This window comes from Streptomyces gilvosporeus, assembly GCF_002082195.1.
GTDB classification, from domain to species: Bacteria; Actinomycetota; Actinomycetes; order Streptomycetales; family Streptomycetaceae; genus Streptomyces; species Streptomyces gilvosporeus.
In genome coordinates, this window is the sequence record NZ_CP020569.1 from 2,365,920 (window position 1) to 2,390,448 (window position 24,529).

At 72.5% G+C, this 24,529-nt stretch carries 22 protein-coding genes and 1 tRNA gene; 10 read left to right on the plus strand and 13 right to left on the minus strand.

Annotated elements, in window-relative coordinates; translation table 11 throughout:
- The first annotated feature begins 66 nt into the window (after positions 1 to 66).
- The gene (locus B1H19_RS10325) at positions 67 to 1,050 is read left to right on the plus strand and encodes an aldo/keto reductase (RefSeq protein WP_083104314.1); all 984 of its coding nucleotides are present in this window, start codon (positions 67 to 69) and stop codon (positions 1,048 to 1,050) included.
- Complete coding sequence (locus B1H19_RS10330) at positions 1,047 to 3,527, plus strand: helix-hairpin-helix domain-containing protein (RefSeq protein ID WP_083104315.1); 2,481 nt, start codon at positions 1,047 to 1,049, stop codon at positions 3,525 to 3,527. Before B1H19_RS10325 ends, B1H19_RS10330 begins: the two co-directional genes overlap by 4 nt.
- Positions 3,528 to 3,805: 278 nt before the next feature.
- On the opposite strand, the gene B1H19_RS10335 is transcribed toward B1H19_RS10330, so the two are convergent.
- Positions 3,806 to 4,486, minus strand: coding sequence for a hypothetical protein (locus B1H19_RS10335; protein ID WP_083104316.1), 681 nt, complete (start codon positions 4,484 to 4,486; stop codon positions 3,806 to 3,808).
- Positions 4,487 to 4,533: 47 nt separating this feature from the next.
- On the opposite strand from B1H19_RS10335, the gene B1H19_RS10340 reads away from it, so the two are divergent.
- Positions 4,534 to 4,722, plus strand: a complete 189-nt coding sequence (locus tag B1H19_RS10340; RefSeq protein WP_030066661.1) for a DUF5703 family protein — start codon at positions 4,534 to 4,536, stop codon at positions 4,720 to 4,722.
- Between the two features lie 391 nt (positions 4,723 to 5,113).
- Here B1H19_RS10340 and B1H19_RS40495 read toward each other — a convergent pair whose 3' ends face one another.
- From B1H19_RS40495 to B1H19_RS10355, 3 genes are all read right to left on the minus strand, one after another.
- Positions 5,114 to 6,013: a chaplin gene (locus B1H19_RS40495; RefSeq protein WP_083104317.1), complete on the minus strand. Its 900-nt coding sequence runs from the start codon at positions 6,011 to 6,013 to the stop codon at positions 5,114 to 5,116.
- A 191-nt stretch (positions 6,014 to 6,204) separates the two neighbouring features.
- Positions 6,205 to 6,438, minus strand: a complete 234-nt coding sequence (gene chpH, locus B1H19_RS10350) for a chaplin ChpH (protein ID WP_083104318.1) — start codon at positions 6,436 to 6,438, stop codon at positions 6,205 to 6,207.
- 233 nt (positions 6,439 to 6,671) lie between these two features.
- Complete coding sequence (locus B1H19_RS10355) at positions 6,672 to 8,000, minus strand: M20/M25/M40 family metallo-hydrolase (RefSeq protein WP_083104319.1); 1,329 nt, start codon at positions 7,998 to 8,000, stop codon at positions 6,672 to 6,674.
- A 384-nt stretch (positions 8,001 to 8,384) separates the two neighbouring features.
- Between B1H19_RS10355 and B1H19_RS10360 the strand changes: the two genes are divergently transcribed.
- The 4 genes from B1H19_RS10360 to B1H19_RS10375 all read left to right on the plus strand — a co-directional run bounded on the left by B1H19_RS10360 (position 8,385) and on the right by B1H19_RS10375 (position 11,205).
- Positions 8,385 to 8,469 (plus strand) — tRNA-Leu (locus B1H19_RS10360).
- Between the two features lie 132 nt (positions 8,470 to 8,601).
- Entirely contained in the window at positions 8,602 to 9,576 is a 975-nt protein-coding gene (locus B1H19_RS10365) for a pseudouridine synthase (protein ID WP_083104320.1), read from the plus strand.
- 89 nt (positions 9,577 to 9,665) lie between these two features.
- Positions 9,666 to 10,409 (plus strand): HAD family hydrolase, encoded by a 744-nt coding sequence (locus tag B1H19_RS10370; protein ID WP_083104321.1) that lies wholly within the window; start codon positions 9,666 to 9,668, stop codon positions 10,407 to 10,409.
- Positions 10,410 to 10,443: 34 nt separating this feature from the next.
- The gene (locus B1H19_RS10375; RefSeq protein WP_083104322.1) at positions 10,444 to 11,205 is read left to right on the plus strand and encodes a PIG-L deacetylase family protein; all 762 of its coding nucleotides are present in this window, start codon (positions 10,444 to 10,446) and stop codon (positions 11,203 to 11,205) included.
- Positions 11,206 to 11,209: 4 nt separating this feature from the next.
- Here the strand turns inward: B1H19_RS10375 and B1H19_RS10380 are convergent, their stop codons facing one another.
- Together B1H19_RS10380 and B1H19_RS10385 are read right to left on the minus strand one after the other, a co-directional pair.
- Positions 11,210 to 12,835, minus strand: a complete 1,626-nt coding sequence (locus tag B1H19_RS10380) for an ABC-F family ATP-binding cassette domain-containing protein (RefSeq protein ID WP_083104323.1) — start codon at positions 12,833 to 12,835, stop codon at positions 11,210 to 11,212.
- A 360-nt stretch (positions 12,836 to 13,195) separates the two neighbouring features.
- Complete coding sequence (locus B1H19_RS10385; protein WP_083104324.1) at positions 13,196 to 14,614, minus strand: cytochrome P450; 1,419 nt, start codon at positions 14,612 to 14,614, stop codon at positions 13,196 to 13,198.
- A gap of 74 nt (positions 14,615 to 14,688) precedes the next feature.
- Between B1H19_RS10385 and B1H19_RS10390 the strand changes: the two genes are divergently transcribed.
- From B1H19_RS10390 to B1H19_RS10400, 3 genes are all read left to right on the plus strand, one after another.
- Positions 14,689 to 15,090, plus strand: coding sequence for a (2Fe-2S) ferredoxin domain-containing protein (locus B1H19_RS10390; RefSeq protein WP_203237131.1), 402 nt, complete (start codon positions 14,689 to 14,691; stop codon positions 15,088 to 15,090).
- Positions 15,091 to 15,234: 144 nt separating this feature from the next.
- On the plus strand, positions 15,235 to 16,032 hold the full coding sequence (locus B1H19_RS10395; RefSeq protein ID WP_083104325.1) for a response regulator transcription factor: 798 nt from the start codon (positions 15,235 to 15,237) through the stop codon (positions 16,030 to 16,032).
- Positions 16,029 to 17,162 (plus strand): sensor histidine kinase, encoded by a 1,134-nt coding sequence (locus B1H19_RS10400; RefSeq protein ID WP_083104326.1) that lies wholly within the window; start codon positions 16,029 to 16,031, stop codon positions 17,160 to 17,162. The genes B1H19_RS10395 and B1H19_RS10400 overlap by 4 nt, the downstream gene beginning before the upstream one ends.
- A 3-nt stretch (positions 17,163 to 17,165) precedes the next feature.
- Here B1H19_RS10400 and B1H19_RS10405 read toward each other — a convergent pair whose 3' ends face one another.
- From B1H19_RS10405 to B1H19_RS10435, 7 genes are all read right to left on the minus strand, one after another.
- Positions 17,166 to 17,846: an NAD(P)H-dependent oxidoreductase gene (locus B1H19_RS10405; protein WP_083104327.1), complete on the minus strand. Its 681-nt coding sequence runs from the start codon at positions 17,844 to 17,846 to the stop codon at positions 17,166 to 17,168.
- Positions 17,847 to 17,905: 59 nt separating this feature from the next.
- On the minus strand, positions 17,906 to 18,262 hold the full coding sequence (locus tag B1H19_RS10410) for an ArsR/SmtB family transcription factor (RefSeq protein WP_083104328.1): 357 nt from the start codon (positions 18,260 to 18,262) through the stop codon (positions 17,906 to 17,908).
- A 119-nt stretch (positions 18,263 to 18,381) separates the two neighbouring features.
- Positions 18,382 to 18,972 carry a cytochrome b/b6 domain-containing protein gene (locus B1H19_RS10415; protein WP_237289801.1) on the minus strand — a complete coding sequence of 197 codons (591 nt, stop codon included), beginning with the start codon at positions 18,970 to 18,972 and terminating at the stop codon, positions 18,382 to 18,384.
- A gap of 79 nt (positions 18,973 to 19,051) precedes the next feature.
- Positions 19,052 to 19,717 carry a molybdopterin-dependent oxidoreductase gene (locus tag B1H19_RS10420; RefSeq protein WP_083109530.1) on the minus strand — a complete coding sequence of 222 codons (666 nt, stop codon included), beginning with the start codon at positions 19,715 to 19,717 and terminating at the stop codon, positions 19,052 to 19,054.
- A 194-nt stretch (positions 19,718 to 19,911) separates the two neighbouring features.
- Positions 19,912 to 21,828, minus strand: coding sequence for a primary-amine oxidase (locus B1H19_RS10425; protein ID WP_083104330.1), 1,917 nt, complete (start codon positions 21,826 to 21,828; stop codon positions 19,912 to 19,914).
- 2 nt (positions 21,829 to 21,830) lie between these two features.
- Positions 21,831 to 23,435: an APC family permease gene (locus tag B1H19_RS10430; protein WP_083109531.1), complete on the minus strand. Its 1,605-nt coding sequence runs from the start codon at positions 23,433 to 23,435 to the stop codon at positions 21,831 to 21,833.
- A gap of 40 nt (positions 23,436 to 23,475) precedes the next feature.
- Positions 23,476 to 24,417 carry a hypothetical protein gene (locus B1H19_RS10435; RefSeq protein WP_083104331.1) on the minus strand — a complete coding sequence of 314 codons (942 nt, stop codon included), beginning with the start codon at positions 24,415 to 24,417 and terminating at the stop codon, positions 23,476 to 23,478.
- Between the last annotated feature and the right edge of the window lie 112 nt (positions 24,418 to 24,529).

Genomic DNA, 24,529 nt, shown 5'->3' on the forward strand with positions numbered 1-24,529 from the left:
GGGCCTGTTCCGCCGGTTGTCCACAGGTCCCCTGATCCCGGCGCGCGGCGCGTAACCTCAGGGCCCATGGAGCAAAGGCACCTCGGCCGTACGGGCCTTCGCGTGTCCCGCCTCGGCCTCGGCACCCTCAACTGGGCACGCGACACCGACGAGCAGGAAGCCGCCGACCAGCTCAAGACCTTCTGGGAGGCGGGCGGCACGCTCGTCGACACCGCCGACATCTACGCCGACGGCGGCGCCGAATACCTCCTGGGCCGGCTGACGGACGGCCTCATTCCGCGCGACGACCTGGTGATCGCCACCAAGGCGGGCAGCGTCCTCGAAACGGACCGCCGCGTCGACGGCTCCAGACGCCATCTCCTCGCCGCCCTGGACGCCTCCCTGGAGCGCCTGGGCACCGACTACGTCGACCTGTGGCAGCTGCACGCCTTCGACCCGCACACCCCGCTGGAGGAGACCCTCGGGGCCCTCGACCTCGCGGTCACCAGCGGCCGGGCCCGCTATGTCGGACTGGCCGACTTCTCCGGCTGGCAGCTCGCCAAGGCCGCCACCTGGCAGCTCTGCGCGCCCGGCGTCCGCACCCGTCTGGCCAGTACGCAGATGGAGTACTCCCTGCTCCAACGCGGCGTCGAACGCGAAGTCCTGCCCGCCGCCCTCGACCTGGGCATCGGCCTGCTGCCCTCCTCACCGCTCGGCCGCGGCGTCCTCACCGGCAAGTACCGCAACGCCACCCCCGCCGATTCCCGCGGCGCCTCGGAACATCTGGCGCCCTTCGTCGCCCCCTACCTGGACGAGACGGCGGGCCGCGTCGTGGAGGCCGTCAGCACCGCCGCCGACGGCCTCGCCGTCACCCCTCTCCAGGTCGCTCTCTCCTGGGTCCGCGACCGCCCCGGCGTCGCCGCCCCGATCGTGGGCGCCCGCACGGCGCAGCAGCTCAGAGCGGCATTGTCAGTGGAGACCCTTAGTCTTCCTGACGAGATCCGCCGGGCGCTGGACGATGTATCGGCTCCGGTGCACCACTACCCCGACCACGACTGGAGCACGCTGTGACCACCGACCACCTCGCCGGCGACAACCCGCTCGAGCCGGAGGCCACAGGCGAGCTCGCGCCGGAGGCCACAGCTGAGGAGTGGGCGCCCGCGGCTGGGACGGCTGAGGCGGACGAGGCCGGGGCCGCTGAAGCGGATCGGGCCGGGGTCGCCCAGGCGGGCGCGGACGCAGGCGAGGAGGCAGCGGCAGCCGCGGGCCAGGCGGGCGACGCGGCAGCGGCAGCCTCGGGCCGGGAGAGCACGGAGACAGCAGCCGCGGGCCAGGGGCGCGACCAGGCGCGGGACGGCGCCGCGGAGGACCCCGCGCCGGCTGTGGCCAACCCCCCGGCTCCGACGTCCGGGGCGGCCCCGACGGCCGCGCAGCTGGCGGCGGCCGTACGCGCCGTGGAGAGCGGTGAGCGCCCGGCCGCCTCATTCTTCACCGGGGCCCCGCGCCCGACCGGACCGGCGGCCGCGAAGCGCCCGGCGGCGAAGCCGGCGGGCGCACCGACGGAGCACAGCCGCCCGGGACCGGAGGTGGCCGCCCAGCGCACGGCGACCCCACCGACCGCTCCGCCTGCCGGTCCGGCATCCGCCGCACAGTCGCCCGCCGCTCCCGCTTCCTCTTCCGCTCCCCGCCCCGTCCCGCCGACGGCAGCCGGGCTGGACGGCGTACGGCAGATCCTGACCGAGGGCGGCGCCCCGGCAGCGCTGGCCGAAAAGACCGCACAGGTACTGGGCGAGCGTGCCGCCGAGGCGCTGCGCGCCGACCCCTGGCAGCTCCTCGCCGTACCGGGCGTACGCCCCGACCAGGCCGACGGCTTCGCCCGCGCCCTGCTCGGCCCCGCCTGCGGCCCGGACGACGAGCGGCGCGCCCAGGCCCTGGTCCTGTGGCTGCTGGAACAGGCCGCCGTCGCGGGCCACTCCGCCCTGGAGGCATCCGCGCTGCGCGCCGCGCTGGCCCAGCGGGCCGTGCCCGACCCCGACGCTGCCCTCGAAACAGCCATCACCGAAGGCGCGGTGCTCGTCTTCCAGGACGAACTCGACACCCCGGGCCGCCCCCGCCCCACGGCCGACAGCGACGAGGAGGGCGAGGAAGAACGCCCCATCCAGATCCTGCTCGGCCTCGACCGCTTCGCCATGGCCGAGGAAAGCGTGGCCGACGGCCTGGCCCGGCTGCTCAACACCTTTGAACCGCCGTCCGACGTCGAAGCACCGTCCGGCGAGGAAGCCCCGGGGACCGACACGGAATCGCTCTCCCCCTCCCTCACCGCCTGGACCACCGCGGCAGCCGCCGCCCCCTCTCCCTCCGCCACCGCACTGATCCAGGCCGCCGCAACGAGCGGCCTGGTGACGCACACCGGCGCCGAGGCGGCCCGCGCCGAACCGGCCGCCCTGATCGCCGCCGCCCGCTCCCTGGGGCTCGCGGCCTACGGCGCCACCCACACCGAAAACGGCCGCCGCCGCCTGGCCGCCCATCTCGCCGAGGCCGCCCCCGGCGCACCGGCCGAGAGCCTCGACGCGGCATCGGTGACCGTCTCCGGTCTGCTCTCCGGCCGGGAAGGACCGGGCCGGAACGCCGACGGCGCCCTCGCGCTCGACCTCCTGGTGGTCTTGGACGCCCCGCAACTGGACCTGGAAACCGCCGCCATGCTCGTCGAGTCGCTGGCCGACGGCACCCGGCTGATCCTCAGCGGCGACCCGGCCGTCCTGTGGTCCGCCGGCCCCGGCCGCCTCTTCGCCGACCTCCTCGCGGCCCGCTTCTGCCCCCAGGTGACCTCCCGCACCCCGGACTTCGACCCGATCGGCGAGCTGGTGTCGGGCATCGGCATCGGCGAGCTCAACGAGGTCGAGGCGCCCGGCAAGGAGGTGGTGATCGTCCCGGTGCGCAACGCCGGCGAGGCGGTCCACCGCACCGTCCAGCTGGTCGCCGACTCCGTCCCCCGAGCGCTCGGCATTTCCGCCGACCACACCCAGGTCATCACGGTCGGCCACGGCGGCGCGGCCGGCACCCGCGCGCTGAACACCGCCCTGAAGGAACGCCTCAACCCCGGCCCCGGCCGCTTCGCCGGCTTCGACTCCGGCGACCGCATCGCCTACACCCCGGCACCCGGCCGTACGCTCCCCGGCACCATCACCGGCGCCGACGCCGCCGGCCTCCACCTCGACTGCGACGGCACCGCACTCACCGTTCCCCGCGACCAGGTGGAGGCCGGCGCGCTACGCCACGGCTGGGCCCTCACCGCCCACCAGGCGGTCGGCCGACGCTGGCCCGCCGCCGTGGTCGTCCTGCCCGGCGACGCGGCCGCCGGCCTGACCCGCGCCTGGATCTACACCGCCTTCAGCCGCGGCGAACGCCATCTCTCCGTGGTCCAGGGCGCCGACCAGGCCCTCCCCCGCGCCGTCACCGAGATCCCCGCAAAGGACCGCACCACCCGCCTCCGCACCCTCCTCCGCCTCCAAAACACCGCCCCGGAGTCACCCAGCGAAGGGAATTAATCACACTCCGTACACGTTGCCGTAAAAGGAAGGAAGGCAGGCGGCCCCAAGGCCAAACAATCCACGCGGGCAAGGCCCCGGCCCCGCCGGGGACCGCGCACAACCCACCCCCATACCTCTGCTACCTCTACGAGACGCCCCCATAAAGGCGGGAAACGCACGAGTACAGACGGGAAACGCACGAGGAACGCACCCCGACGGGCAACGGCCGCCTCACCTCACCGCTCCCCGTCAACCGGTCAACCCGTCAGCGTCACCGCTTCCCGCTACCGCCCTCATCATCGCTCCCGATCAAGCGGCTCCAGAAAGTCATCCTCGTCGCCCAGCTCTTCGTCGAAGACCGAGCTGACGTCGAAGCGGCACACCACCCGCTGGGGATCGGCCTGGTCGAACGGCGCGGACAGCCACTCTCCCGGCTCAGCCGGGTCGTCGGCGGCCGCCACCCACAGCGTGGAGTCGCCCTCCTCCAGGCCGAACTCCTTGTGCCGGGTGGCGATCTCGTCCGGTTCGAACTCCCCGAACAGCACCCCCAGCGCCGCATGCACGCTGGTACCGACCACCCCCGCGGCCTCGCCCGAGCCGTTCGACGTCGCTTCGTCGACGGCGTCCGGGTCGAGATCGGCGATGCGCTGCGCCTGATGCAGCAGTCGCTGGGGGTGGGCGACGGTGTAGTCGCGCCGGATCAGCACGCTCAGCGCGCTCGGTTCCTCGGGGCCCGCGTAGGCGGGCAGGGCCTCGTTCCCGGGGATCTCGAAGGGGGTGACCTCGTCGTGGGCGTCGTAGAGCAGTTCGTCATAGGCCTCAGCCGCCGCGGCGAGCTCGTCGAACGCGGCGTAGACGGCCGGGTCGTCCGGCCCCGAGCGGCGTTCGACCGCGTCGAGGTGACGGTCCAGCGCGGCTTTGACCGCCTCTGCGGCGGCACGTACCTCGGCAGCGGAAGGCTGCGCAGCATCAGACATAGTGCAGACGCTATCCGTACCGGGGCCGGTCCCGCACAATAGATGCGATGCCGGAATACGAATTCTGCGATGTGTATGTGCCCCGGGGGGTCTCCCGGTCGGCCGCCACACGCCTGCTGACCGACCATGCCGAGTACGGACACTGGGAGTTGGACCGCCTCCGCCTGAACCCCGACGGCAGCCGCAAGGTACGGCTGCGCCGCCGGATCATCCGACAGCTCCGCGCCACGTGGTGATCACCCGCGTCGCGTGGTGACCCCCGCGTCGCGCAGTGGCCGCCCGCGTTGCGTGATGATCGCCCGCCCGCGCCGCGCCCCATGGTGCCCCCGAGGCGGGCCGCGTGATGACCGCCTGGCTCGCGCCGCGTGGTCCGCTTGGCTGCGCCCCACATCCAGGATCTGCGCCGAGCCCATGATCCTCAGGGCCGAACCCGGTCTGGCGGCCAGGCGTTGCCGGGGCGCGCCCGGCCAGGACCGGGCGCCGTCGCAGCAGAGCGGGCCCCGTGGCGACAGGGGCCCGCTCCATTTTCGGGTGTGGTGCTTCTCGGTCCGCGCTATGTGATCCCCACCATGCGTCCGCGCTGTGCGGTGCGCGCTATGTGGTGCGGATCACCGGCTATGGCACGGATCAACGACGGGCGGGGCGCGCCCGGCGGTAGAGCACGGCGCCGCCGAGCAGCAGTCCGGCGCTGAGCGGTACCGCGTAGCCGATCGTGTCGGTGCCGGTGTGGGCGAGATGCGCGCCGGGCTGCGGGGTGGCGACGATGGCCGTCTTGCCCTGCGTCTCGGTCTGCGGCCGCGTGCCCGGCTCCGGGGACGTGGTCCCCGCGCCGCCGTGGTGGCCCGGCTGCTGCGAGTGGCCCGGTGCCGAGGGGTGCCCCGGCGTCGGGTGACCGGGGTGGCTCGGGTGACCCGGGTGACCGGTGTGGCCAGGCTGGCCCGGGTGACCGGGATGGCCGGGGTGGCCAGGATGACCCGGGTGTCCGGGGTGCCCCGGGTGGCCAGGATGACCCGGGTGACCCGGGTGACCCGGGTGGTGTGAGCCTCCCGGCGACTGGGGGCCTGCTTCGTTGCCGCAGTCGTTGCCGTAGGTCGGGTTCAGCAGGCCGACGACGTTGGCGGAGTTCCCGCACACATTCACCGGTGCGTTGACCGGAACCTGCACGGTGTTGCCCGAGGCGACGCCGGGTGAGTCGGCGGTTCCGCCGTGGGCGCCGGAGCCGCCGTGACTGCCGGAGCCACCCGACTGACCGTGACCGTGGCCGTGGTGACCGCCGCCGTGCGTGCCGCCGTTGGCGCAGTGATTCCCGAACGCGGGGTTCAGCACCCCGACGACGTCGATGGTGTTCCCGCACACATTGACCGGTGCGTCGACCGGCACCTGCACGGTGTTGCCGGATCCGACGCCCGGCGAATTCGCCGCGAAGCCCGACGCCCCGGAATCCGCGTGGGCGCTTCCGGTGAGGGCGGCGAGTACGCCACCCGCCGCCGCGATCGTGATCAGGCCCTTTCTTGCGACCTGTCTCATAGGTTCTTCCCCTGCCTAGTGCCTTACAGGAAAGCGTCCGAGGGAATCCATATGGAACGGCCCCCCGAAGCAGCAATACCCAGGGCTCCGGAATGCACGACATGCATTCCGGAGCCGATCTGGATCAGGCCCTGATTACGGGCCGATGCGCAACGTCAAAGAACGTCAGAACGTCAAGGGACGTCAGAACGTCACTTGTTGATGCAGATGTTGCCGAAGGCCGGGTTCAGCACCCCGATCACGGAGATCGTGTTCCCGCAGACGTTCACCGGGACATGGACCGGCACCTGGACGGTGTTTCCGGAAGCCACACCAGGGGAGCCCAGGGACGCGCCCTGAGCACCCGAGTCGGCAACGGCCAGACCCGCACCGGCGAATACGAGACCACCGGTGATTGCCGCAGCGGCGACGACCTTCTTGATCATTGTTCCTCCTTGTAGGCAATGCGATCCCAGCCGCGGACCGCACTCACTGCAACGAGGTCAGTGCCGTTGAAGCTACGAACACATCGCAGCGTTCACCCGTTTCAGCGAATTCGGTGCGAACGGCAGGAAATCCGCACCGAATACGGCACTGGGCCAGGCACTGGCATTCGACTTCGGCGGGCCGAGATGACCCCGGGCTCCCCGGCCGGGCCTCCGTCGGAAGGATCGGGCCCTCAGCTCTGATCGATGAAGCGGTCCAGCACCCGCACCCCGAACTTCAGCCCGTCCACCGGCACCCGCTCGTCCACTCCGTGGAACATCCCCGCGAAGTCCAGCTCCGGCGGCAGCTTCAGCGGCGCGAAGCCGAATCCGCGGATGCCGAGGTCGTCGAAGGACTTGGCGTCCGTACCGGCGGAGAGCATGTACGGCACGGCCCGCGCGATCGGGTCCTCGGCCTGGAGGGCCGACTGCATGGCCTCGACCAGGGCCCCGTCGAAGGTGGTCTCCAGGGCCTTGTCCGCGTGGACGTCCTCCCGCTTGACGCGGGGGCCGAGGATGCGGTCCAGGTCGGCCAGGAACTCCTCCTCGTAGCCCGGCAGGAAGCGGCCGTCGACATGCGCGGTGGCCTGCCCCGGGATCACATTGACCTTGTAGCCGGCGCCGAGCTGCGTCGGATTGGCGGTGTTCCGCAGCGAGGCGCCGATCAGCTTGGCGATACCGCCGAGTTTGGCCAGGGTGGCGTCCATGTTCTCCGGGTCGAGTTCGGTGCCCAGTGCGTCCCCGAGCTGGTCGAGGAACGACCGCAGCGTCTTGGTCACCCGTACGGGGAACTCGTACCGCCCCAACCGCCCGACGGCTTCGGACAGTTCGGTGATCGCGTTGTCCTTGTGGATCATCGAACCGTGTCCGGCGTTGCCGTCCACGGTCAGCTTCATCCAGTGCATGCCCTTCTGGGCCGTCTCGATCAGATACAGCCGTACCTGCTCGTTGACGGTGAAGGAGAAGCCGCCGACCTCGCTGATCGCCTCCGTCACGCCCTCGAAGACCTCGGGATGCTTGTCGACGAGGAACCGCGCACCGTAGGTGCCGCCCGCCTCCTCGTCGGCGAGGAAGGCCAGCACGATGTCCCGCGGCGGCTTCCGCCCCGTGCGCAGCCGGTCGCGCACGACGGCCAGCGTCATCGCGTCCATGTCCTTCATGTCGACCGCGCCCCGGCCCCAGACGCAGCCGTCGGCGATCTCCCCGGAGAAGGGGTGGTGGGTCCAGTCGGCGGCGTTGGCCGGTACGACGTCGGTGTGGCCGTGGATGAGCAGCGCGGGCCGTGAACGGTCCTCGCCCTCGATGCGGGCGACGGTCGAGGCCCGGCCCTTGTGCGATTCGAAGATCTGCGGCTCCAGCCCGACCTCGGCGAGCTTCTCCGCGACGTACTCGGCGGCGGCCCGTTCACCCGGTCCCGAGTGGTCGCCGTAGTTGCTGGTGTCCATTCTGATCAGGTCCCGGCAGAGGTCGACGACCTCGTCCTCACCGGTGACCGTACGGACCGGCTCGCGAAGCTCGCTCATGCCCGGACCTCGCTTCGCTCGGCCCCGCATGCGCAGGGCTCGCACCTTTCCATGGTTCGCTCGCGAAGCTCGCTCATGCCGAAACCTCGCTTCGCTCGGCCCCGCATGCGCAGGGCTCGCACCTTTCGATGGTTCGCTCGCGAAGCTCGCTCACAGTGCCTCCTCTTGGTTCACGGCCGCGGCGTGCTCCCCCGGGAGCGCGGCCACGGTGGGGGTCCACCGCCATCCTCCCCCTCCTGCCCGCCACGCCCAAGGCCGCAATGCTCCGTACATGTGCTGGTCACAAGCTCGCGTCCGGCGGGATGTACGGGTGATCGAGCACCCCCGAAGGTTTGCTATTGTTTTCTCCGTCGGAACGGCCCAGGCCGGAACGGCAGACACCTAGTCCGGGTGGCGGAATGGCAGACGCGCTAGCTTGAGGTGCTAGTGCCCTTTATCGGGCGTGGGGGTTCAAGTCCCCCCTCGGACACAGAGCGCAGAAGGCGTCACCAGCGGGCCGTGATCACACGATCACGGCCCGCTGTGCTACGTCACCTTGTACACATCAAGCCGTCCGGGCGCCGCTTGAGAATCGCCGCCGGGCTGGGGTTCCCTTGACCCCGTGAGACGCCGATCCCCCCTTCCGCCCGCCCCGCTCCCCCAGCGTGACGGGATCGATCCCGTGCGGGTGCGGTTGCCCGCCGATCCGGAGGGGGCGTGGGGGACGGTCGGGGAGCATCTGGTCGCGCGGTTTCAGGGGGCTCTCGGGGCCGGGCGGGTGGCGGCCATGGTGCGGGAGGGCCGGTTTGTGGGGGTGGAGGGGGTGCTGAGCGGGGACGAGCCGTACGTCGCGGGGCGGTTTGTGTGGTTTCACCGGGACTTTGCGCCGGAGGTGCGGGTGCCGTTCGCGGTGCGGGTGGTGTATCGCGACGAGCGGATCGTGGTGGCCGACAAACCGCACTTTCTCGCCACGACGCCGCGTGGGCGGCATATCACCGAGACCGCGCTGGCCCGGCTGCGGCGGGATCTCGGGCTGCCCGCGTTGCAGCCCGCGCACCGGCTGGACCGGCTGACGGCGGGGCTGGCGCTGTTCGTCGTACGGCCCGGGGATCGGGGGGCGTATCAGGGGCTGTTCGCCGAGCGGCGGGTGCGCAAGGAGTACGAGGCGGTGGCGGCGTACGACGCCGGGGTGGGGCTGCCGGTGACGGTGCGCAGCCGGATCGTGAAGGAGCGGGGGGTGCTGGCGGCGCGGGAGGTGGCCGGTGAGCCCAATGCGGAGAGCCGGATCGAGCTGGTGGAGCGGCGCGGCCGGCTGGGGCGGTACCGGCTGCTGCCGACCACGGGGCGGACCCATCAGCTGAGGGTGCATATGAATCGGCTGGGGCTGCCGATTCTGCATGATCCGGTGTATCCGGTGGTGCGGGAGGAGGGGCCGGGGCGGGAGTCCGGGGATTTCGGGGCGCCGTTGCAACTGCTGGCCAGGAGGCTGGAGTTCATGGATCCGGTGGACGGGCGGGTGCGGCGGTTCGAGAGCGGGCTGCGGCTGGCGGCCTGGGAGGCCCCGGCGCCCGCCGACGAGCCCTCGGCTTCCCTCTAGCGGGGCCCCGTCGCCGCGCTGATATTTCCGTGCGGGGCCGGGAGGGGCGTGTTTACGCTGCCCGGGTTGGCGAGGAGAGGGAGCCCGGGGTGCTGATTTTTGATGCGGATGACACGTTGTGGGAGAACAACGTGATCTTCGAGAGGGTCATCGAGGAGTTTTTGGACTGGATGGTCCTGCCGGGGGCGGAGGGGGCGCCGGAGAGGGCGCCGGAGGGGTCGCCGGAGGGGTCGCCGGAGGGGGCGGATGCGCGGCTCGATCGGGGCGGGGTGCGGGAGTTGCTCGACTCGATCGAGGCGGTCAATGCGGTCACGCACGGGTACGGGAGCACGGTGTTTCTGCGCAGCCTCGGGGAGTGTCTGGCGAGGCTGCGGGGGCGGGCGGCCACGGCCGAGGAGACGGCGCGGATCGCGGGGTGGGCGGCGGCGTTCGAGGCCGATCATGTGGAGCTGATCCCCGGGGTGCCGGAGACGCTCGCGGAGTTGGCGCGGCGGCATGAGTTGCTGCTGCTGACCAAGGGGGAGCGCGCGGAGCAGGAGCGGAAGGTGGCGGCGTCCGGGCTGGCGCGGCACTTCAGGGGTGTGCACATCGTGGCGGAGAAGGATGTGACCACGTATGAGGAGTTGGTGGGCGCCTATGGGTTGGTGCCCGGTTCTACGTGGATGATCGGGAACTCCCCCAAGTCGGATGTCCTGCCCGCGCGGGCGGCGGGGCTGAATGCCGTCTTCATTCCGAACGACAACACCTGGGTGCTGGAGCACGGCGAGCTGGATCCGGCCGATGAGAAGGTGTTGCGGCTGGCGGCGTTCGGGGAGTTGGTGAAGCACTTCTGAGGCGGGCCGTCTTCCGGTGGTGAAGGATGGGCCCATGGCGACCCTTCTCGCGTTTCATGCGCATCCCGATGACGAGGTGCTGCTGACCGGCGGCACGCTGGCCCGTGCCGCGGCGGAAGGCCACCGTGTGGTGGTCGTGGTGGCCGCCGACGGTCTCATGGGGGCCCGGCCGGCGGAGGGTGAGCCGCCGCGGATGGCGGAGCTGCGGGCGAGTGCGGCGGCGCTGGGGGTGGCGCGGGTGGTGCACCTCGGTTATGCGGACAGCGGGCACGGTCCGGTGCTCTTTCCGGATCCACCGGACCGGCCGCGGTTCGTCCGGGCGGATCCGGAGGAGGCGGCCGGTCGGCTGGCGGCGGTGCTGCGGGAGGAGGGGGTGGATGTGCTGCTGAGCTATGACGCCAACGGGGGCTACGGCCATCGGGACCATGTCAGGGTGCATCGGGTCGGCCGGCGGGCCGCCGCCCTGGCCGGGGTTCCGCGCGTGCTGGAGGCCACCGTGCCGCGGGACGTGGTCGAGCGGCCGGTGCGGCTGGTGCGGGCGTTGCGGATTCCGTTCCGGTACGAGGAGGCGGCGTTGCGGGGCCGCTTCAGTGCGCGGCGGGAGATCACCCACACCATCGACGTCCGGCGGTTCGCGCGGCAGAAGCAGGCCGCGCTGGCGGCGCATCGGTCGCAGGTGGTGGGGACCGGCCGGCTGGCGCCGGTGATGCGGGCGCTGGTGCGCCTGCCGGTCCCCGTCTTCGGGCTGCTGCTGGGGCGGGAGTGGTTCGCGGAGGTGCCGCGCCGGGCGGCGTAGGGCGCTACATCGGTTCGGTGGTGGTCAGTTCGCCGTCCTCCAGGGCCAGCCAGCGGGTGATGCCGAGGTCGCGCAGGAACGGCAGGTCGTGGCTGACGACCAGGAGGGCGCCCTCGTAGGACTCCAGGGCCGTGACGAGGCGGCGGACGGAGGCCATGTCGAGGTTGTTCGTCGGCTCGTCCAGCATCAGCAGCTGTGGCGCCGGTTCGGCCAGCATCAGGGCGGCGAGGGAGGCGCGGAAGCGTTCGCCGCCGGAGAGGGTGGCGGCGTGCTGGTCGGCGCGGGCGCCCTTGAACAGGAAGCGGGCGAGCCGGGCGCGGATGCGGTTGTTGGTGGCGTCCGGGGCGAAGCGGGCGACGTTCTCGACGATGGTCAGGTCGTTGTCGAGGACCTCCAGGCGTTGGGGGAGGAAGCGGTGGGGGACGTGGGTCAGGGCCGTTCCCGACCGTGGCGGGATCTCGCCGGTGAGGGTGCGCAGCAGGGTGGTTTTGCCGCAGCCGTTGCGGCCGGTGAGGGCGATGCGTTCGGGGCCGTGGATCTGCAGGTGGGCGTGGGCGCCGGAGCGGAGGGTGAGGTCGTCGAGGGTCAGGACGGTGCGGCCCGGGGGGACGGCCGTGTGCGGGAGGTCGATGCGGATCTCGTCATCGTCGCGGACGGCTTCGGCGGCCTCGTCCAGGCGTTCCCTGGCTTCCTTAAGGCGTTCGGTGTGCAGGATGCGGTGTTTGCCGGCGGATACCTGGGCCTCCCTCTTGCGCTCGTTCATGACGATCTTCGGTTCGCGTTTGGTGGCGCTCATCTTGTTGCCGTAGCGGACCCGGCGGGCCAATTTGACGTGGGCGTCGGTCAGTTCGCGCTTCTGGCGCCGGACGTCGGCCTCGGCGACCCGCATCATGCGCTCGGCGGCCTCCTGCTCGACGGCCAGGGCCTGTTCGTAGGCGGTGAAGTTGCCGCCGTACCAGTGGATCTCTCCGGCGCGGAGGTCGGCGATCCGGTCGACGCGTTCGAGGAGTTCGCGGTCGTGGCTGACGACCAGGAGGACGCCGGACCAGCCGCCGACCGCGTCGTAGAGCCGCTCGCGGGCGGTGCGGTCGAGGTTGTTGGTGGGTTCGTCCAGCAGCAGGACGTCCGGGCGGCGCAGGAGGAGCGCGGCCAGGCGGAGCAGGACGGACTCGCCGCCGGAGACCTCGCCGATGGTGCGGTCGAGGTCGAGGGCGGACAGTCCCAGCTGGTCGAGGGTGGCGCGGGCGCGTTCCTCGACGTCCCAGTCGTCGCCGATGGCGGTGAAGTGCTCCTCGTCGGTTTCGCCGCGCTCGATGGCGTGCAGGGCGGCGCGGGTCCCGTCGATGCCGAGGGCCTGGTCGACGCGCAGGTGGGTGTCGAGCGGGGCGTGCTGCGGGAGGTGGCCGACCTCGCCGGCGACCCGCACCCGGCCCGCGGTCGGGGTCAGTTCGCCCGCGATCAGCTTCAACAGGGTGGATTTTCCTGCCCCGTTGAGGCCGATGAGGCCGGTGCGGCCGGGGCCGACGGCGAGCTGGAAGTCGTCCAGCACGGGGGTGCCGTCGGGCCAGGCGAAGGTGAGGTCGGTGCAGGTGAGGGAGGCGGTGGCGGAGGTGGGGCGGGGTTTTGACATACAGGTCTCCTGGTGCGCGGGGCGGGGTGTGGGGACTGCGCAGGGAGACACCGCGGGAGATCGTCGTCGGGTGCACCGGGGTACGCCGTGCAGGCGGGCCGTGCCGGAGGGGCAGGCGGCCGTGCGGGTACGCCGAGGTCGCGGACGGTCGGCCGTGCGATGCCGGGGCGCTGCGGCGATCCGGATGCGGATCGCGGGCGCGGGGCATATCGCGGGGCGCGGTGTCTCAGGACCTCAGACGAGCAACGGCCTTCTCCTGTCGGGGCGGTGGCGCCGTGGCGGCGCGCTGGAACCGGTGATGACCGTACGCGCACCGCCACCAAAACGCAAACGCTATTTTCGTTGCGTTTGCCGTGGGTGCTACGGAGCGGGGGTGCGCGGTCGCAGCCGTACGCGCGCCGGGCCGGTCGCCTGGAGGGTGATCCCGGCCGCCACCGGCACCTCCTCGTCCACCGCCTCCAGTTCGTACGCGCCCAGCAGCGTCGCCAGCGCCAGGACGGATTCCAGCATCGAGAAGTGCTGGCCGATGCAGGCGCGCGGGCCGCCGCCGAACGGGAACCAGGCGTAGCGGTGGCGGGCCGCCTCGCGGTCGGGGGTGAAGCGGTCCGGGTCGAAGCGTTCCGGGTCCGGCCACAGGTCCGGGTGGCGGTGGGTGACCCAGGGCGCGACGACGACATCGGCGCCGGGCGGGACGGTGTGGCCGCCGATGGTGGTGGCCTCGACGGCGCGGCGGCTGATGACCGGGGCCGCCGGGTACAGCCGCATGGCCTCCTTCAACGCCCGCGTCAGACAGGGCAGCCGCTCCAGTTCGGCGGCCGTCGGGGGGCGCGGGGTGCCGCCCGGTGTGCCCTCCCCCAGGACGCGGTCGATCTCTTCCTGGACGCGCCGCTGCTCCTCGGGGTGGCGGGCGAGGAGGTGGAGGGTGAAGGCCAGGGAGGTCGCCGTGGTCTCATGGCCGGCCAGCAGGAAGATCAGGACCTGTTCGCGCACTTCGGTGGCATCGAGCGAGCCGTCCTCGTCGTTGGCGGCCTCGGTGAGGAGGGTGAGCAGGTCGTCGGCCGCCGGCTCGCCCGCTCGGGCCGGTTCGGCCGTCGCGGTCGGCCCGGTCGCCGGGCGGCGCTCCGCGATGATGCGGTCGCACAGGGCGTTCAGCTCGTCGATGGCCGCGCGCGCCTTCCGGTTGCCCGGGGTGGGCCACTCGCGCGGGATCTTCACGGGCACGTAGGCGCGCCGTACGACATAGGCGTTGATGACCGGAGCGCAGCGGTCGATGGCGTCCACCGCCGCGTCCGCATCCGTGCCGAAGAGGATGCGCGAGACGGTGCGCAGGGCCAGCCGGTTCATTTCGGGGACGAGGTCGACGGTGTCGTCGGCGGCGGTGCGCCAGCGCGCGGCGAGGGCGTCGGCCTCGGCCGTCACGGCGGTCGCATAGCCGTCGACGCGGCGCTTGGTGAACAGCGGCTGCACCAGCCGCCGCTGCCGCAGGTAGTCGGCGTCCTGGCTGGTGAGCAGGCCGTTGCCGAAGCTCTGGCGGACCTCCTCGTACAGCGGGTGGTCCTTGCGGAAGGCGGCGGCCTCGGAGGCGAGGACCTGCTGGACGGCCTCGGGGGCGAAGACCGCGTAGAACACGCTGCGCAGACCGGGCGGGCCGGCCTCCAGGCGGACCACATCGCCGTGTTCGCGCCGGGCCCGTAGGAAGGTGCCGAGGGAGTCGCGGCGCAGGTCGAGCATCGAGCCGAGGAGGGGGAGGCCGTCGGGGCCGGGGATGGTCATGGTCATGGCGGATTCCTGTCCAGTTCGTGTCCGGACAACGCGTCGGAGGCCGGGCCGGTACGGCACGTAGCATGGGCCGGATGATCAGCAAGCGTTCCGGCCGGGCGGCCGCCGAGGCCCCCTGCCGTGTCACCGTCTGCCGCGGCTGCTGCTGCGGCGATCCGGCCAAGATCCCGGGTGTCGACCACGGCGCACAGATTCCGCGGCTGCGCGCGGCGCTGGAGGGCGCGGCGCCGGTCCGCGCTTCGGAGTGCCTGGACGTGTGCGACCAGGCGAATGTGGTGGTGGTCCAGCCGTCGGCGGCGGGCCGGGCCGCGGGTGGGCGGCCGGTGTGGCTGGGGCTGGTCAACGACGACGACGCGCTGGCGGACATCGCCTCCTGGATACGGGCCGGGGGCCCGGGGCTCGCCGATCCGCCCGGGGTGCTCGACCTGTACACGATCACCGTGTCGCGGCGGGTGCGGGAGGGGCTGGAGGGGTAGCCACCCGGGCGGTGACCGGCGCCGGTATCGGCGCGCAATACCGACGCGCAATACCGGCGCGCGACGATTACCGGAGTCTTACGGGACGTGTCACGGGGCGGGACCGTCCTCCCCTCCGGTCCTCCGGTGGTGTTGGCTGGAAGCATGACGTCCCCTGCGTCCCCCCGGCCCTCCGCGGCCGCGCCCGCCGCCGCCCCGCCGTCCGCGCAGATCCCGCCGCACGGGCCGCCGCGCCGCGTGCTGGTCGTCGAGGACGATCCGACCGTCGCCGAGGTGGTGACCGGCTATCTCGCCCGTGCCGGGTACGTGATCGAGCACGCCGCCGACGGGTTCGCCGCGCTCGACCGGGCCGCGGCCTTCCGTCCGCATCTGATCGTCCTCGATCTGATGCTGCCGGGCATCGACGGCCTGGAGGTGTGCCGTCGGCTGCGCCGGGCGGCCGACGGGCCCGCCGTCCCGGTGGTGATGCTGACGGCGCGGGGCGACGAGGCGGACCGGATCCTCGGGCTCGAACTGGGCGCGGACGACTATGTCACCAAGCCGTTCAGCCCCCGGGAGCTGGTCCTGCGGATCGGCTCGGTGCTGCGCCGCGCCGAATCCGCGCCGCCGGCCGCGGCGCCCTCCCCCGTACTGCGCTGCGGCGACCTCACCGCCGACCCCGGCGGCCGCCGGGCCGACCGGGCCGGGCACGAACTCGCCCTCACCGCCCGCGAGTTCGACCTGCTGGTCTTTCTGATGCGGAACCCGGGGCAGGTCTTCTCGCGGGAGGAACTGCTGCACCGGGTGTGGGGGTGGGAGTTCGGGGATCTGTCGACGGTGACGGTGCATGTGCGCCGGCTGCGGGAGAAGATCGAGGACGATCCGGCGGCGCCGGCGCTGGTGACGACGGTGTGGGGATCCGGCTATCGCTTCGATCCGGCGGGAGGCGAGCCCCGGGCATGAAGGACTTCCTGGTCATCGTGGCTCTGGCCGCGCTCGGCGCGGCCGTCGTCGGACTGCTCGCCGCGCCCGCCGTACGGGTGCTGCGGCGTCGTTCGGTCGCGCTGTCGCTGTTCGCGGTGGCGGCGCTGGCGGTGGCCGCGATGGCGGCCGGGACGGTGGCGGTCGCGCAGGCGATGTTCCTTTCCGGGCATGACCTGGGCGTGGTGATGGCCGTGGTCGGCGTCTCCGGGGTGGTGTCGCTGGCGGCCGCGCTGCTGTTCGGGCGGCGGATCGCCAAGGGCAGCCGGGAGCTGGCGCGTTCGGCCCGTACGGTCGGTAGCGAGGGCGGGTTCGTGGCGCCCGACGAGCCGCCGACGGCCGAACTCGCCGCGCTGTCACGGGCGTTGGAGGAGACCAGCGTGCGGCTCTCGGAGGCCCGGGAACGGGAACGGGCGCTGGACACCGCGCGGCGCGAGCTGATCGCCGGGATCTCGCACGATCTGCGGACCCCGCTCGCCGGCCTCCGGGCGATGGCCGAGGCGTTGGAGGACGGCGTCGCGGAGGACGCCGGGCGCTATCACTCCCGGATGCGGGTCGAGGTGGACCGGCTGGCGGCGATGGTGGACGACCTCTTCGAACTGTCCCGTATCCAGGCCGGGGCGCTGACGCTGACGTTGTCGCGGGTGTCGGTGTACGACCTGGTGGACGACGCGCTGGCGGGGGCGCGGCCGCTGGCGCGGGCGAGCGGGGTGCGGCTGGTGGACGGCGGGGTGGACCCGCTGCCGGTCCGGGTGGACGCCCAGCAGATCACCCGCGTTCTCGGCAACCTGCTGGTCAACGCGATCCGGGCGACACCGGCGGACGGCAAGGTGGCGGTCAGCGCGCGGCCGGAGGGCGGCCGTGTGGTGCTGGCCGTCCAGGACAGCTGCGGCGGCATCCCGCCGGAGGACCTGCCACGCGTCTTCGACACGGGCTGGCGGGGCGCACCCGCCCGTACCCCCCGCCCGGACCAAGAGGGCGGAACCGGGGCCGGCCTCGGGCTGGCGATCGTACGGGGCATCGCGGAGGCGCACGACGGGCGGGCCACCGTGCGCAATGCAGGGGCGGGGTGCCGGTTCGAGGTGGAACTGCCTGCGGCGGACGGCGCCTAGGGGTCAGTGGACGGCCGTCCGTGCCTCCGCCGCGGCGAGCGCTATGGACTCTTGGACCGTGTCCAGTGCGGCTGCCCTTTCCTGGTCGGTCATACGGGCCGGGGCATGGGTGACCACGGGGCTGAGGACCTGGTAGCCGACGAACTCAAGCATGCCGCGGTGGATGTGGAACAGGAAGTCGTCCATCGCGCCGAGGGCGCCGCCGGGCTGGAACGACTCACCGGAGCCGCCGGTCGTGAACAGCAGCATCGCCCGCTTCCCGGCGAGCGCCGCGTCGCCGAAGAGGCCGTACTCCCCGCCGAAGACCGCGCCCATCACGAAGACGCGGTCGACCCATCCCTTGAGGATGGCGGGCAGCGAGAACCACCACAGCGGGAACGACAGCACCAGCAGATCGGCGGCGAGCAGCCGGTCGAGATGGGCCTTGACGACCGCGTCGAGCGTGCCGTCCTTGACCGCGCGCTGCTGCTCGGCCTGCGGCTTGAAGTGGCCTTCCACCGGCCCGAATTCCTCGCGGCCGAGGGTCGGGGCCCAGGCGTCGGAGTAGAGGTCGAGGACGTCGACCCGGTACCCGGCATCGCGCAGGGCCTGGGCCGCGGTGGCCATCTGGGCGGTGCTGAACGAATGGGGCTCGGGGTGGGCGTGGACGATCAGGGCGGTGGGCGCGGCATCGAAGGTCGACATGAGAGAATCATATCGACGTATCGCGATGCGTCAATGGGATATGCGGTCGCCTGCCGGTGTCAGAGGGCGGTGCCGATCGCTCGTGCCACCTGCGCCAGCCGCTCCTCGTCCCGCCGGTAGTGGGTCCACTTGCCCACCCGGGTGGGACGCACGAGTCCCGCCCGTTCGAGGGTGCTCATATAGCTGGAGACGGTGGACTGCGCGAGTCCCGACTTCGCCTGGATGTGGGTGACGCACACACCGACCGTCCGGCGGTCAGCGATCGGTTCGTACGCGCCGAAGTGCGCCTCGGGGTCCTTCAGCCACTGCATGATCTGGAGGCGGGCGGGGTTGCCGAGGGCCTTGAACACCTCGATCAGATCACCCGATCCCGGTGCCGACCCCGGTGCCGGTGCCGATCCCGCCGTCGCGGCCATGAGCCACCTCTCCCGTCAGACACTTTCGAAAACGCTTCGACACTCCACGGTATCTCGATGGGTGATCCGCGTCCGTTCCGAAGCCAGGGCCTGTCCGATGGCTAAGGGTCGGAAAGGCCCTAGTCCCGGCCCTTGTGCACCCACAGCGGATGCTCGCGCCGGGCCCACTCCGCGTCCACCGAGCCCGTGCGCATCCCCCGTCGCGCCTCCGGGTCGCCGAAGGCCATCCAGACGTGCCCGGCGACGACGATGATCACGGCGAGGGCGAGCCAGTCGTGGACGAAGGTGGCGCCGGTACGCCACATCAGCGGGGCGAGGTGCGTGAACCACATCAGCAGGCCGGTGGCCATCATCACCAGGACGGCGCCGGCGATCCAGGCGGCGTAGAGCTTCTGGCCGGCGTTGAACTTGCCGGCCGGGCGGCCGGTACGGCGGCGGCGCAGGGCGGAGTGGAGCCAGCGGCGGTCGTGGGGGCCGTAGCGGTTGAGGCGGGTGAGGTCGGCGCGCAGGGCGCGGGAGGCCAGGCCCAGGAGCAGCGGGACGGGCAGGAGGATGCCGGACCATTCGTGGACGGTGACCATCAGGGCGCGGCGGCCGACGAGTTCGGCGAGGAAGGGGAGGTAGAGGCAGGCGGCCGTGAGGATGCAGATCGTCAGCAGGGTGGCGGTGGTGCGGTGCACCCAGTGTTCGGCGGGGGTGAAGCGGGGGATGCGGGCCCCGGGGCCCGTGCCGCCTCCCGTGCCGCCTCCGGTGGCGGCCCCGGAGGCGCCGCCGGGATCCGTGGTGCGGTCAGCTGGTCGGGGCATCGTCACGTCCGTTCGAGCGGCCGACCCAGGCGTCGACGTCGTAGCCGCGTTCTTCCCAGAAGCCGGGTTCCACGCGGTCGGTGACGGTGATGCCGGAGAGCCATTTCGCCGATTTGTAGAAGTACATGGGGGCCACGTAGAGGCGGACCGGGCCGCCGTGGTCGTGGCCGAGGGGTTTGTCCTGCATGCGGAGGGCGACCAGGACGTCCGGGCGGCGGGCCTGGGCGAGGGTGAGCGATTCGCTGTAGGCGCCGTCGAACGAGGTGAAGCGGACGGCCTTGGCGCGGGGGCTGAGGCCGGCGGCGTCGAGGAGGGTGGCGAGGCGGACGCCCTCGAAGGGGGTGCCGGGGACCCGCCAGCCGGTGACGCACTGGACGTCGTGGACGATCCGGGTCTGCGGGAGGCGGTGCAGATCGGCGAGGCGGTAGGTGGTGGGGTGGCGGACCAGGCCGTCGAGGGTGAGGCGGTAGGTGTGCTCGTCCTTGTGCGGTACGGATCCGGTCACCGAGTAGTAGCGGAAGCCCCCGCCGGCGGGGAGCAGGCCGGAGAGGCCGGTGGGGTCCTTCTGGGCGGCGGCGCCGATGGTGTCGTCGTACGCACGCTGGAGGACGGGGCCGGCCGCGATGCCGGCGGCGCCGGCGGCGAGCATGCCGAGCACCAGGCGGCGGCCTACGGGGGCGCCGCGGCCGTCGATGCCGCGGCCGTCGGTACCGCCGGCGTCCGCGGCATGGGGCGGAGTTGCGTCGTCCTTGGTCACCCCCCGATTCGAACACCGGACGGCGGCCGGGGCCAGTGTCCCGGTCCCGGCGTCAGACTTTCGTCATGGGTCCGTCCGCACCGCGGTCAGCACCCCTCGCTCCCGCAGTGTCCGCCTCCCTCCGCCGGCAGGTCGAGGGCGGGGTTGCGGTCGAAGAAGCCGGTGGGGCGCAGGGTGAAGCCGCAGCGGTCGACGGGCATGATCGGCCAGTCCTCCAGGCGGGGGAGGTGGGTGGGGCCGAAGGTGTGCCAGAGGGTGAGTTCGGTGGCGAGGAGGGATTCGCCGGGGCGGGACCAGGCGAGGACTCCGGCGCCGCCCGGGTGCTGGTTGGGGTAGTCGCCGTCGGGGAAGCGGCGTTCGGGGCGGGTGGCGGTGACCCACAGGTGGCGGGTGCCGTAGCCGACGCGGCGGGCGGCGGCGGAGCCGGGGCGGGCGAGGAGGGTGGGGCCGGGCTGGGGGACGAGGGTGTAGGAGACGGGGCGGCCCATGCGGTTGTGGGCGGCGGGGTTGGTGATGGCCCAGCGGCGGCCGGTGGTGGTGTCGGCGAGACGGCCCGCTTCGGCGGAGTCGGCGACGGGGGTGGTGCGGGTGGTGAAGGCGTTGCCGCGCGGGTTGTCCGGGCCCGTGGGGAGCGGGACGACGTCGATCTCCTCGACGGTGTTGGCGTGGCCGTCGACCGCCGGGTCGAGGCGGGCGCAGAAGAGGTGCTGGTGGAAGGGTGCCTGGAGGCCGGGGGCGATCTCGGTGGCGTGGCCGGTGTGTTCGCCGGGGGCGCTGGCAGTGGTCTGCACCAGGCCGGTGGACTTGGCCTCGAACTCGATGGTGCCGTCCTGGTAGAGGTACCAGTAGAAGGCGTAGTCGTAGTTGCCGAGGGTGGTGATGAAGGAGATCACCAGGCGGCGGGAGCGGCGGCTCTCGGCGGCGAAGTCGGCGAACATATTGGTGTGTTTCCACAGGAGGCCGTGGTCCTCCTCGTGGATGCAGATGGCGTTCGGCAGCGTCTGCGGGGCGCAGTGGTCGTCGGCGACGACGGCGTCGACGTAGCGGATCTCGCCGAGGCAGTCGCAGCCCAGGCGCAGCGCGTTGGCGTTGCGGCCGAGGGTGTATTCGCCGACGTCGAGGTAGCACACCCAGTTGCGGGTGGCGTCGGGGTCGGCGTACGGGACGGCCATTTCGGCGAGGGAGGCGCGGTGCAGTATGGGGCGCAGCCGGTCGCCGTCGCGGTGGGCTATCTGGTGCAGGACGAGGCCCTCGCGGGCGTTGAAGTCGAGCCGTAACTGCCAGTTCTGCCAGGTGAGGACCGTTCCGTCGAGGGTGAAGGAGGGGCCGTCGGGCTGGGTGATGTCGAGGGGTTTCAGGTCGGTGCGGGACGGGCCGGTGAACTGGGGCTCGTAGCGGCCGCATTCGGCGGGGACGGGGACGGGGCCGGTGTCGATGAGGCGGAGGACGCGGGCCTCGGTGAGGTCGACGTCGGCGACCAGGCCGGCGACGGGGTGGGCGAAGGCGTTGTCGGTGGTCTCGCAGCGCAGGAAGGTCAGGGAGCGCAGCATCCGGCGGCCGCGTTCCTCCTCGATGGCGAAGTTGCCTGCGGCGAGCGGCGCGCAGACGGCCAGTTCGGTGTCGGTGATCCCACGGTCGGCCATGGCTTTGCGCCAGCCCGGGTCGGCCTTGACGATCGCGTCGCAGCGCTCGTACTCCTCGAAGAGGATCGGCGGTTGGCCGTCGGCTTCGGGGTCGAGGGGGCGGTGGGTGAGCACGGTGCGGGCGGTGACGTCGACGAGGGCTTCGTGGCCCTGTCCGGTGGCCGGTTCGAGGAGGGTGACGCGCAGCCGGCGGGCCACGGGGTGGCCGGGGCGGTGGGTGGTGACGGTGTGCCGGTCGGGTTCGTCGAGGAGGACGAGCGGGTAGCGGGTGGTCTCCCCGGCCAGTCCGGCGTCCTCCAGGACGGTGCGGGCGGTGGTGATCTCGTCAGCGGTCAGCGGGTCGAGGGGGTGGGAGGTCATGGTCAGTTCTCCTCGTGCGGGGCGGAGGCGGTGGCGGGGGTCGCCGCGCCGGCCGCCTTGTCCAGCTGGAATGCCTCGTTGCCGAGCCCGATCCGGGCGTGCAGCTCGGGCTGTCGGGCGCGCAGCACGCGCCCGTGCACGAGGCCGACGGCGGCGGCGATCCCGATCAGGGAGGGCAGCAGCCAGGTCAGTACGGAGCCCTGTCCGGCGGAGACCAGGACGTCGAAGTCGGTGACGGCGTAGCCGAGGACGACGAGCAGGGCGAGGGCGGCGAGGGCGGCGCAGAGCAGCCGGGGGGCCTGGGCGCGGCCGGCGCCGCGGCGGACGAAGAAGACGATGACGGCGAGGGAGGCGGTGGCCATCAGCAGGATCACGCCGATGGCGCCGACGTTTCCGGCCCAGGTGAACAACTGGAGGACAGGGGCGGTCGGGTCGCCCGCGGGCTTGTCGTCGGCGACGGCGAAGGCGGTGACAACGAGGAGGGCGATGACGGTCTGGAGGAGGGAGCCGAGGGCGGGGGCGCCGCTGGCCTTGGTGGTGCGGCCGAGGGGGCCGGGCAGCAGGCCCTCGCGGCCCATGGCGAAGGCGTAGCGGGCGACGACGTTGTGGAAGCTGAGCATCGACGCGAAGATCCCGGTGACGAAGAACAGGTGCAGGACGTCGACGAAGACGGTGCCCAGGCGTGGTTCGGACAGGGCGAAGATCAGTTGCGGGCCGTACTTGCCGGCGGTGGCGACGACGTGGTCGGGGCCGGTGGCGACACCGATGAGCCAGGAGCTGAGGGCGAAGAAGACCGCGACGATGCCGACGCACAGGAACATCACCCGGGCCACGACGGTCCCGGGGCGGCTGGTCTCCTCGGCGTAGACGGGGGCCTGTTCGAAGCCGACGAAGGCGGTGACGGCGAAGGCGAGGGTGGTGCCCAGGCCCGCGCCGCCGAGGGTGGCGGGGTCGAAGGCGTGCAGGGACAGGCCCTGCGGTCCGGGCTGGGCGGCGAACGAGGTGTCGAAGACGACGATCATGGCGACCTCGATGCACAGGAGGACGCCGAGCACCTTGGCGTTGAGGTCGATCTTCAGCGCGCCGAGCACTCCGGTGACCGCGACGGCCAGCAGGCCGGGGATCCACCAGGCGACGGTGAGCGAGAAGTGACGTTCCAGCAGGCCGGAGACCTCGAAGCCGAACATGCCGTAGATGCCGCACTGGAGGGTGCTGTAGGCGGCGAGGGCGACGAAGGAGGCACCGGCGCCGACGGTGCCGCCCAGGCCGCGGGCGATGTAGGCGTAGAAGGCGCCGGCGTTGTGGACGTGGCGGCTCATCTCGGCGTAGCCGACGCTGAAGAGGGCCATGACGGCGCCGAGGATGACGAAGAGCAGCGGCTGTCCGACGATTCCCATGACCTGGTAGGTGGTGGCCATGACGCCGGCGACGACCATGAGGGGTGCGCTGGCGGCCAGTACGGACAGCAGCAGGCCCGGTGTGCCGATGCGGTCGGCCCGCAGGGCGCGTTCGGTGCCCTTGAAGGTGCGGATCTGGCTGTCGGGGCCGGTGGTGCGCCCGGGTGCGGCGGGGGCGGCGGCGCTGCTCGTCTTTCCCGTACTGCCCATCGGCATGGCGGGGTTGTCCTTTCCGGGGCGTGGCGTGTGGTCAGGTGGCGGCGAAGGCGGTGGCGCGGGCGGCCTTGAACGCCTTGAGGGCGTCGCGGCCGGTGTAGGACCAGGGTTCGGGGGTGACGTGGGTGCCGATGCGGTGGAAGAGCGCGGCGGCCTCGGCCATCCGGCCCTCGTGGAACTTGGCGTGGGCGAGGAAGTTGAGGTCGACCTTGGAGCGGGGGTGGCCCTCGCCCTCCCATTCCAGCCACCAGTCGAAGGCGGCCTTCATGGCCTGGCGGGCGCGGCGGGTGGACCAGTGGCCGGCGGCGTCGGGTTCCAGGCCGTGGGCGGCCAGGACGCGGTGGCGCTCGGCGTGGGCGATGACGGGGAGGACGGCCAGCGGGGAGTCGGCGGGGGCCTGTTCGGCGGCCCAGGCGGCGAAGTCGTAGACCTGGTGGAGGGGGTCGTCGCGGTCGCCCTGCTGGAGTTCGGCCAGGCAGGCCGTCATGAGGTGGTGGGCGTGGTGGTGGTCGGGGTGGCGGGCGCGGATCTGGTCGAAGGACTGCTCGCGTTGGTCGACGGTGCCGGTGTGGCGGGCGAGGAGGAGGGCGCCGAGCCAGGGGGTGGGGTCGTCGGGCAGCATCCGGGCGGCGGTGCGGCAGGCCGTGGCGGCGGCGTGGATGCTGTCCTTGTCGGCCAGGGCCAGGTGGACGGCGGCGCAGGCGAGCAGGGTGGCGGCGTCGCCGCTGTCGGGTTCGGCGAGCTGCCAGTCGCGGGCCCAGGAGGCGCAGCCCGGTACGGTGCCGAGGACGGTCAGCCGGTGGCCGCGCAGGTCCCAGTCGGTGCCGGTCTCGGCGATCAGGGTGCGGACCTCGCCCCATCGTCCGTGGGTCAATGCCGTGACGGCCGGGGCCAGTTGGGTGTCGTCGAGGCCAGGGGTGAGGACCGGGGCGTCCTTGCGGCGGGAGCGTCCCAGCGGGGGTGGGGGCGGACTCATGGACCAGGGGACTCCAGGCCGCGCTGCACCGTTCTGCCACCTCGCTGTGTGTCGTCGTGCCGGGCCGGTCGTGGCGTGTCGCCGCCGGCGGGGGTGGACCGGTCTGCGCGCG

Coding starts and splice junctions, on each gene's coding strand:
- B1H19_RS10430 (WP_083109531.1), bottom strand. CDS start 23,435: ATGGGCAGTACGGGAAAGACGAGCAGCGCCGCCGCCCCCGCCGCACCC.
- B1H19_RS10390 (WP_203237131.1), top strand. CDS start 14,689: ATGATCAGCAAGCGTTCCGGCCGGGCGGCCGCCGAGGCCCCCTGCCGT.
- B1H19_RS10385 (WP_083104324.1), bottom strand. CDS start 14,614: ATGACCATGACCATCCCCGGCCCCGACGGCCTCCCCCTCCTCGGCTCG.
- B1H19_RS10435 (WP_083104331.1), bottom strand. CDS start 24,417: ATGAGTCCGCCCCCACCCCCGCTGGGACGCTCCCGCCGCAAGGACGCC.
- B1H19_RS10420 (WP_083109530.1), bottom strand. CDS start 19,717: ATGCTCGCCGCCGGCGCCGCCGGCATCGCGGCCGGCCCCGTCCTCCAG.
- B1H19_RS10325 (WP_083104314.1), top strand. CDS start 67: ATGGAGCAAAGGCACCTCGGCCGTACGGGCCTTCGCGTGTCCCGCCTC.
- B1H19_RS10355 (WP_083104319.1), bottom strand. CDS start 8,000: ATGAGCGAGCTTCGCGAGCCGGTCCGTACGGTCACCGGTGAGGACGAG.
- B1H19_RS10400 (WP_083104326.1), top strand. CDS start 16,029: ATGAAGGACTTCCTGGTCATCGTGGCTCTGGCCGCGCTCGGCGCGGCC.
- B1H19_RS10425 (WP_083104330.1), bottom strand. CDS start 21,828: ATGACCTCCCACCCCCTCGACCCGCTGACCGCTGACGAGATCACCACC.
- chpH (WP_083104318.1), bottom strand. CDS start 6,438: ATGATCAAGAAGGTCGTCGCCGCTGCGGCAATCACCGGTGGTCTCGTA.
- B1H19_RS40495 (WP_083104317.1), bottom strand. CDS start 6,013: ATGAGACAGGTCGCAAGAAAGGGCCTGATCACGATCGCGGCGGCGGGT.
- B1H19_RS10395 (WP_083104325.1), top strand. CDS start 15,235: ATGACGTCCCCTGCGTCCCCCCGGCCCTCCGCGGCCGCGCCCGCCGCC.
- B1H19_RS10405 (WP_083104327.1), bottom strand. CDS start 17,846: ATGTCGACCTTCGATGCCGCGCCCACCGCCCTGATCGTCCACGCCCAC.
- B1H19_RS10375 (WP_083104322.1), top strand. CDS start 10,444: ATGGCGACCCTTCTCGCGTTTCATGCGCATCCCGATGACGAGGTGCTG.
- B1H19_RS10340 (WP_030066661.1), top strand. CDS start 4,534: ATGCCGGAATACGAATTCTGCGATGTGTATGTGCCCCGGGGGGTCTCC.
- B1H19_RS10335 (WP_083104316.1), bottom strand. CDS start 4,486: ATGTCTGATGCTGCGCAGCCTTCCGCTGCCGAGGTACGTGCCGCCGCA.
- B1H19_RS10410 (WP_083104328.1), bottom strand. CDS start 18,262: ATGGCCGCGACGGCGGGATCGGCACCGGCACCGGGGTCGGCACCGGGA.
- B1H19_RS10380 (WP_083104323.1), bottom strand. CDS start 12,835: ATGTCAAAACCCCGCCCCACCTCCGCCACCGCCTCCCTCACCTGCACC.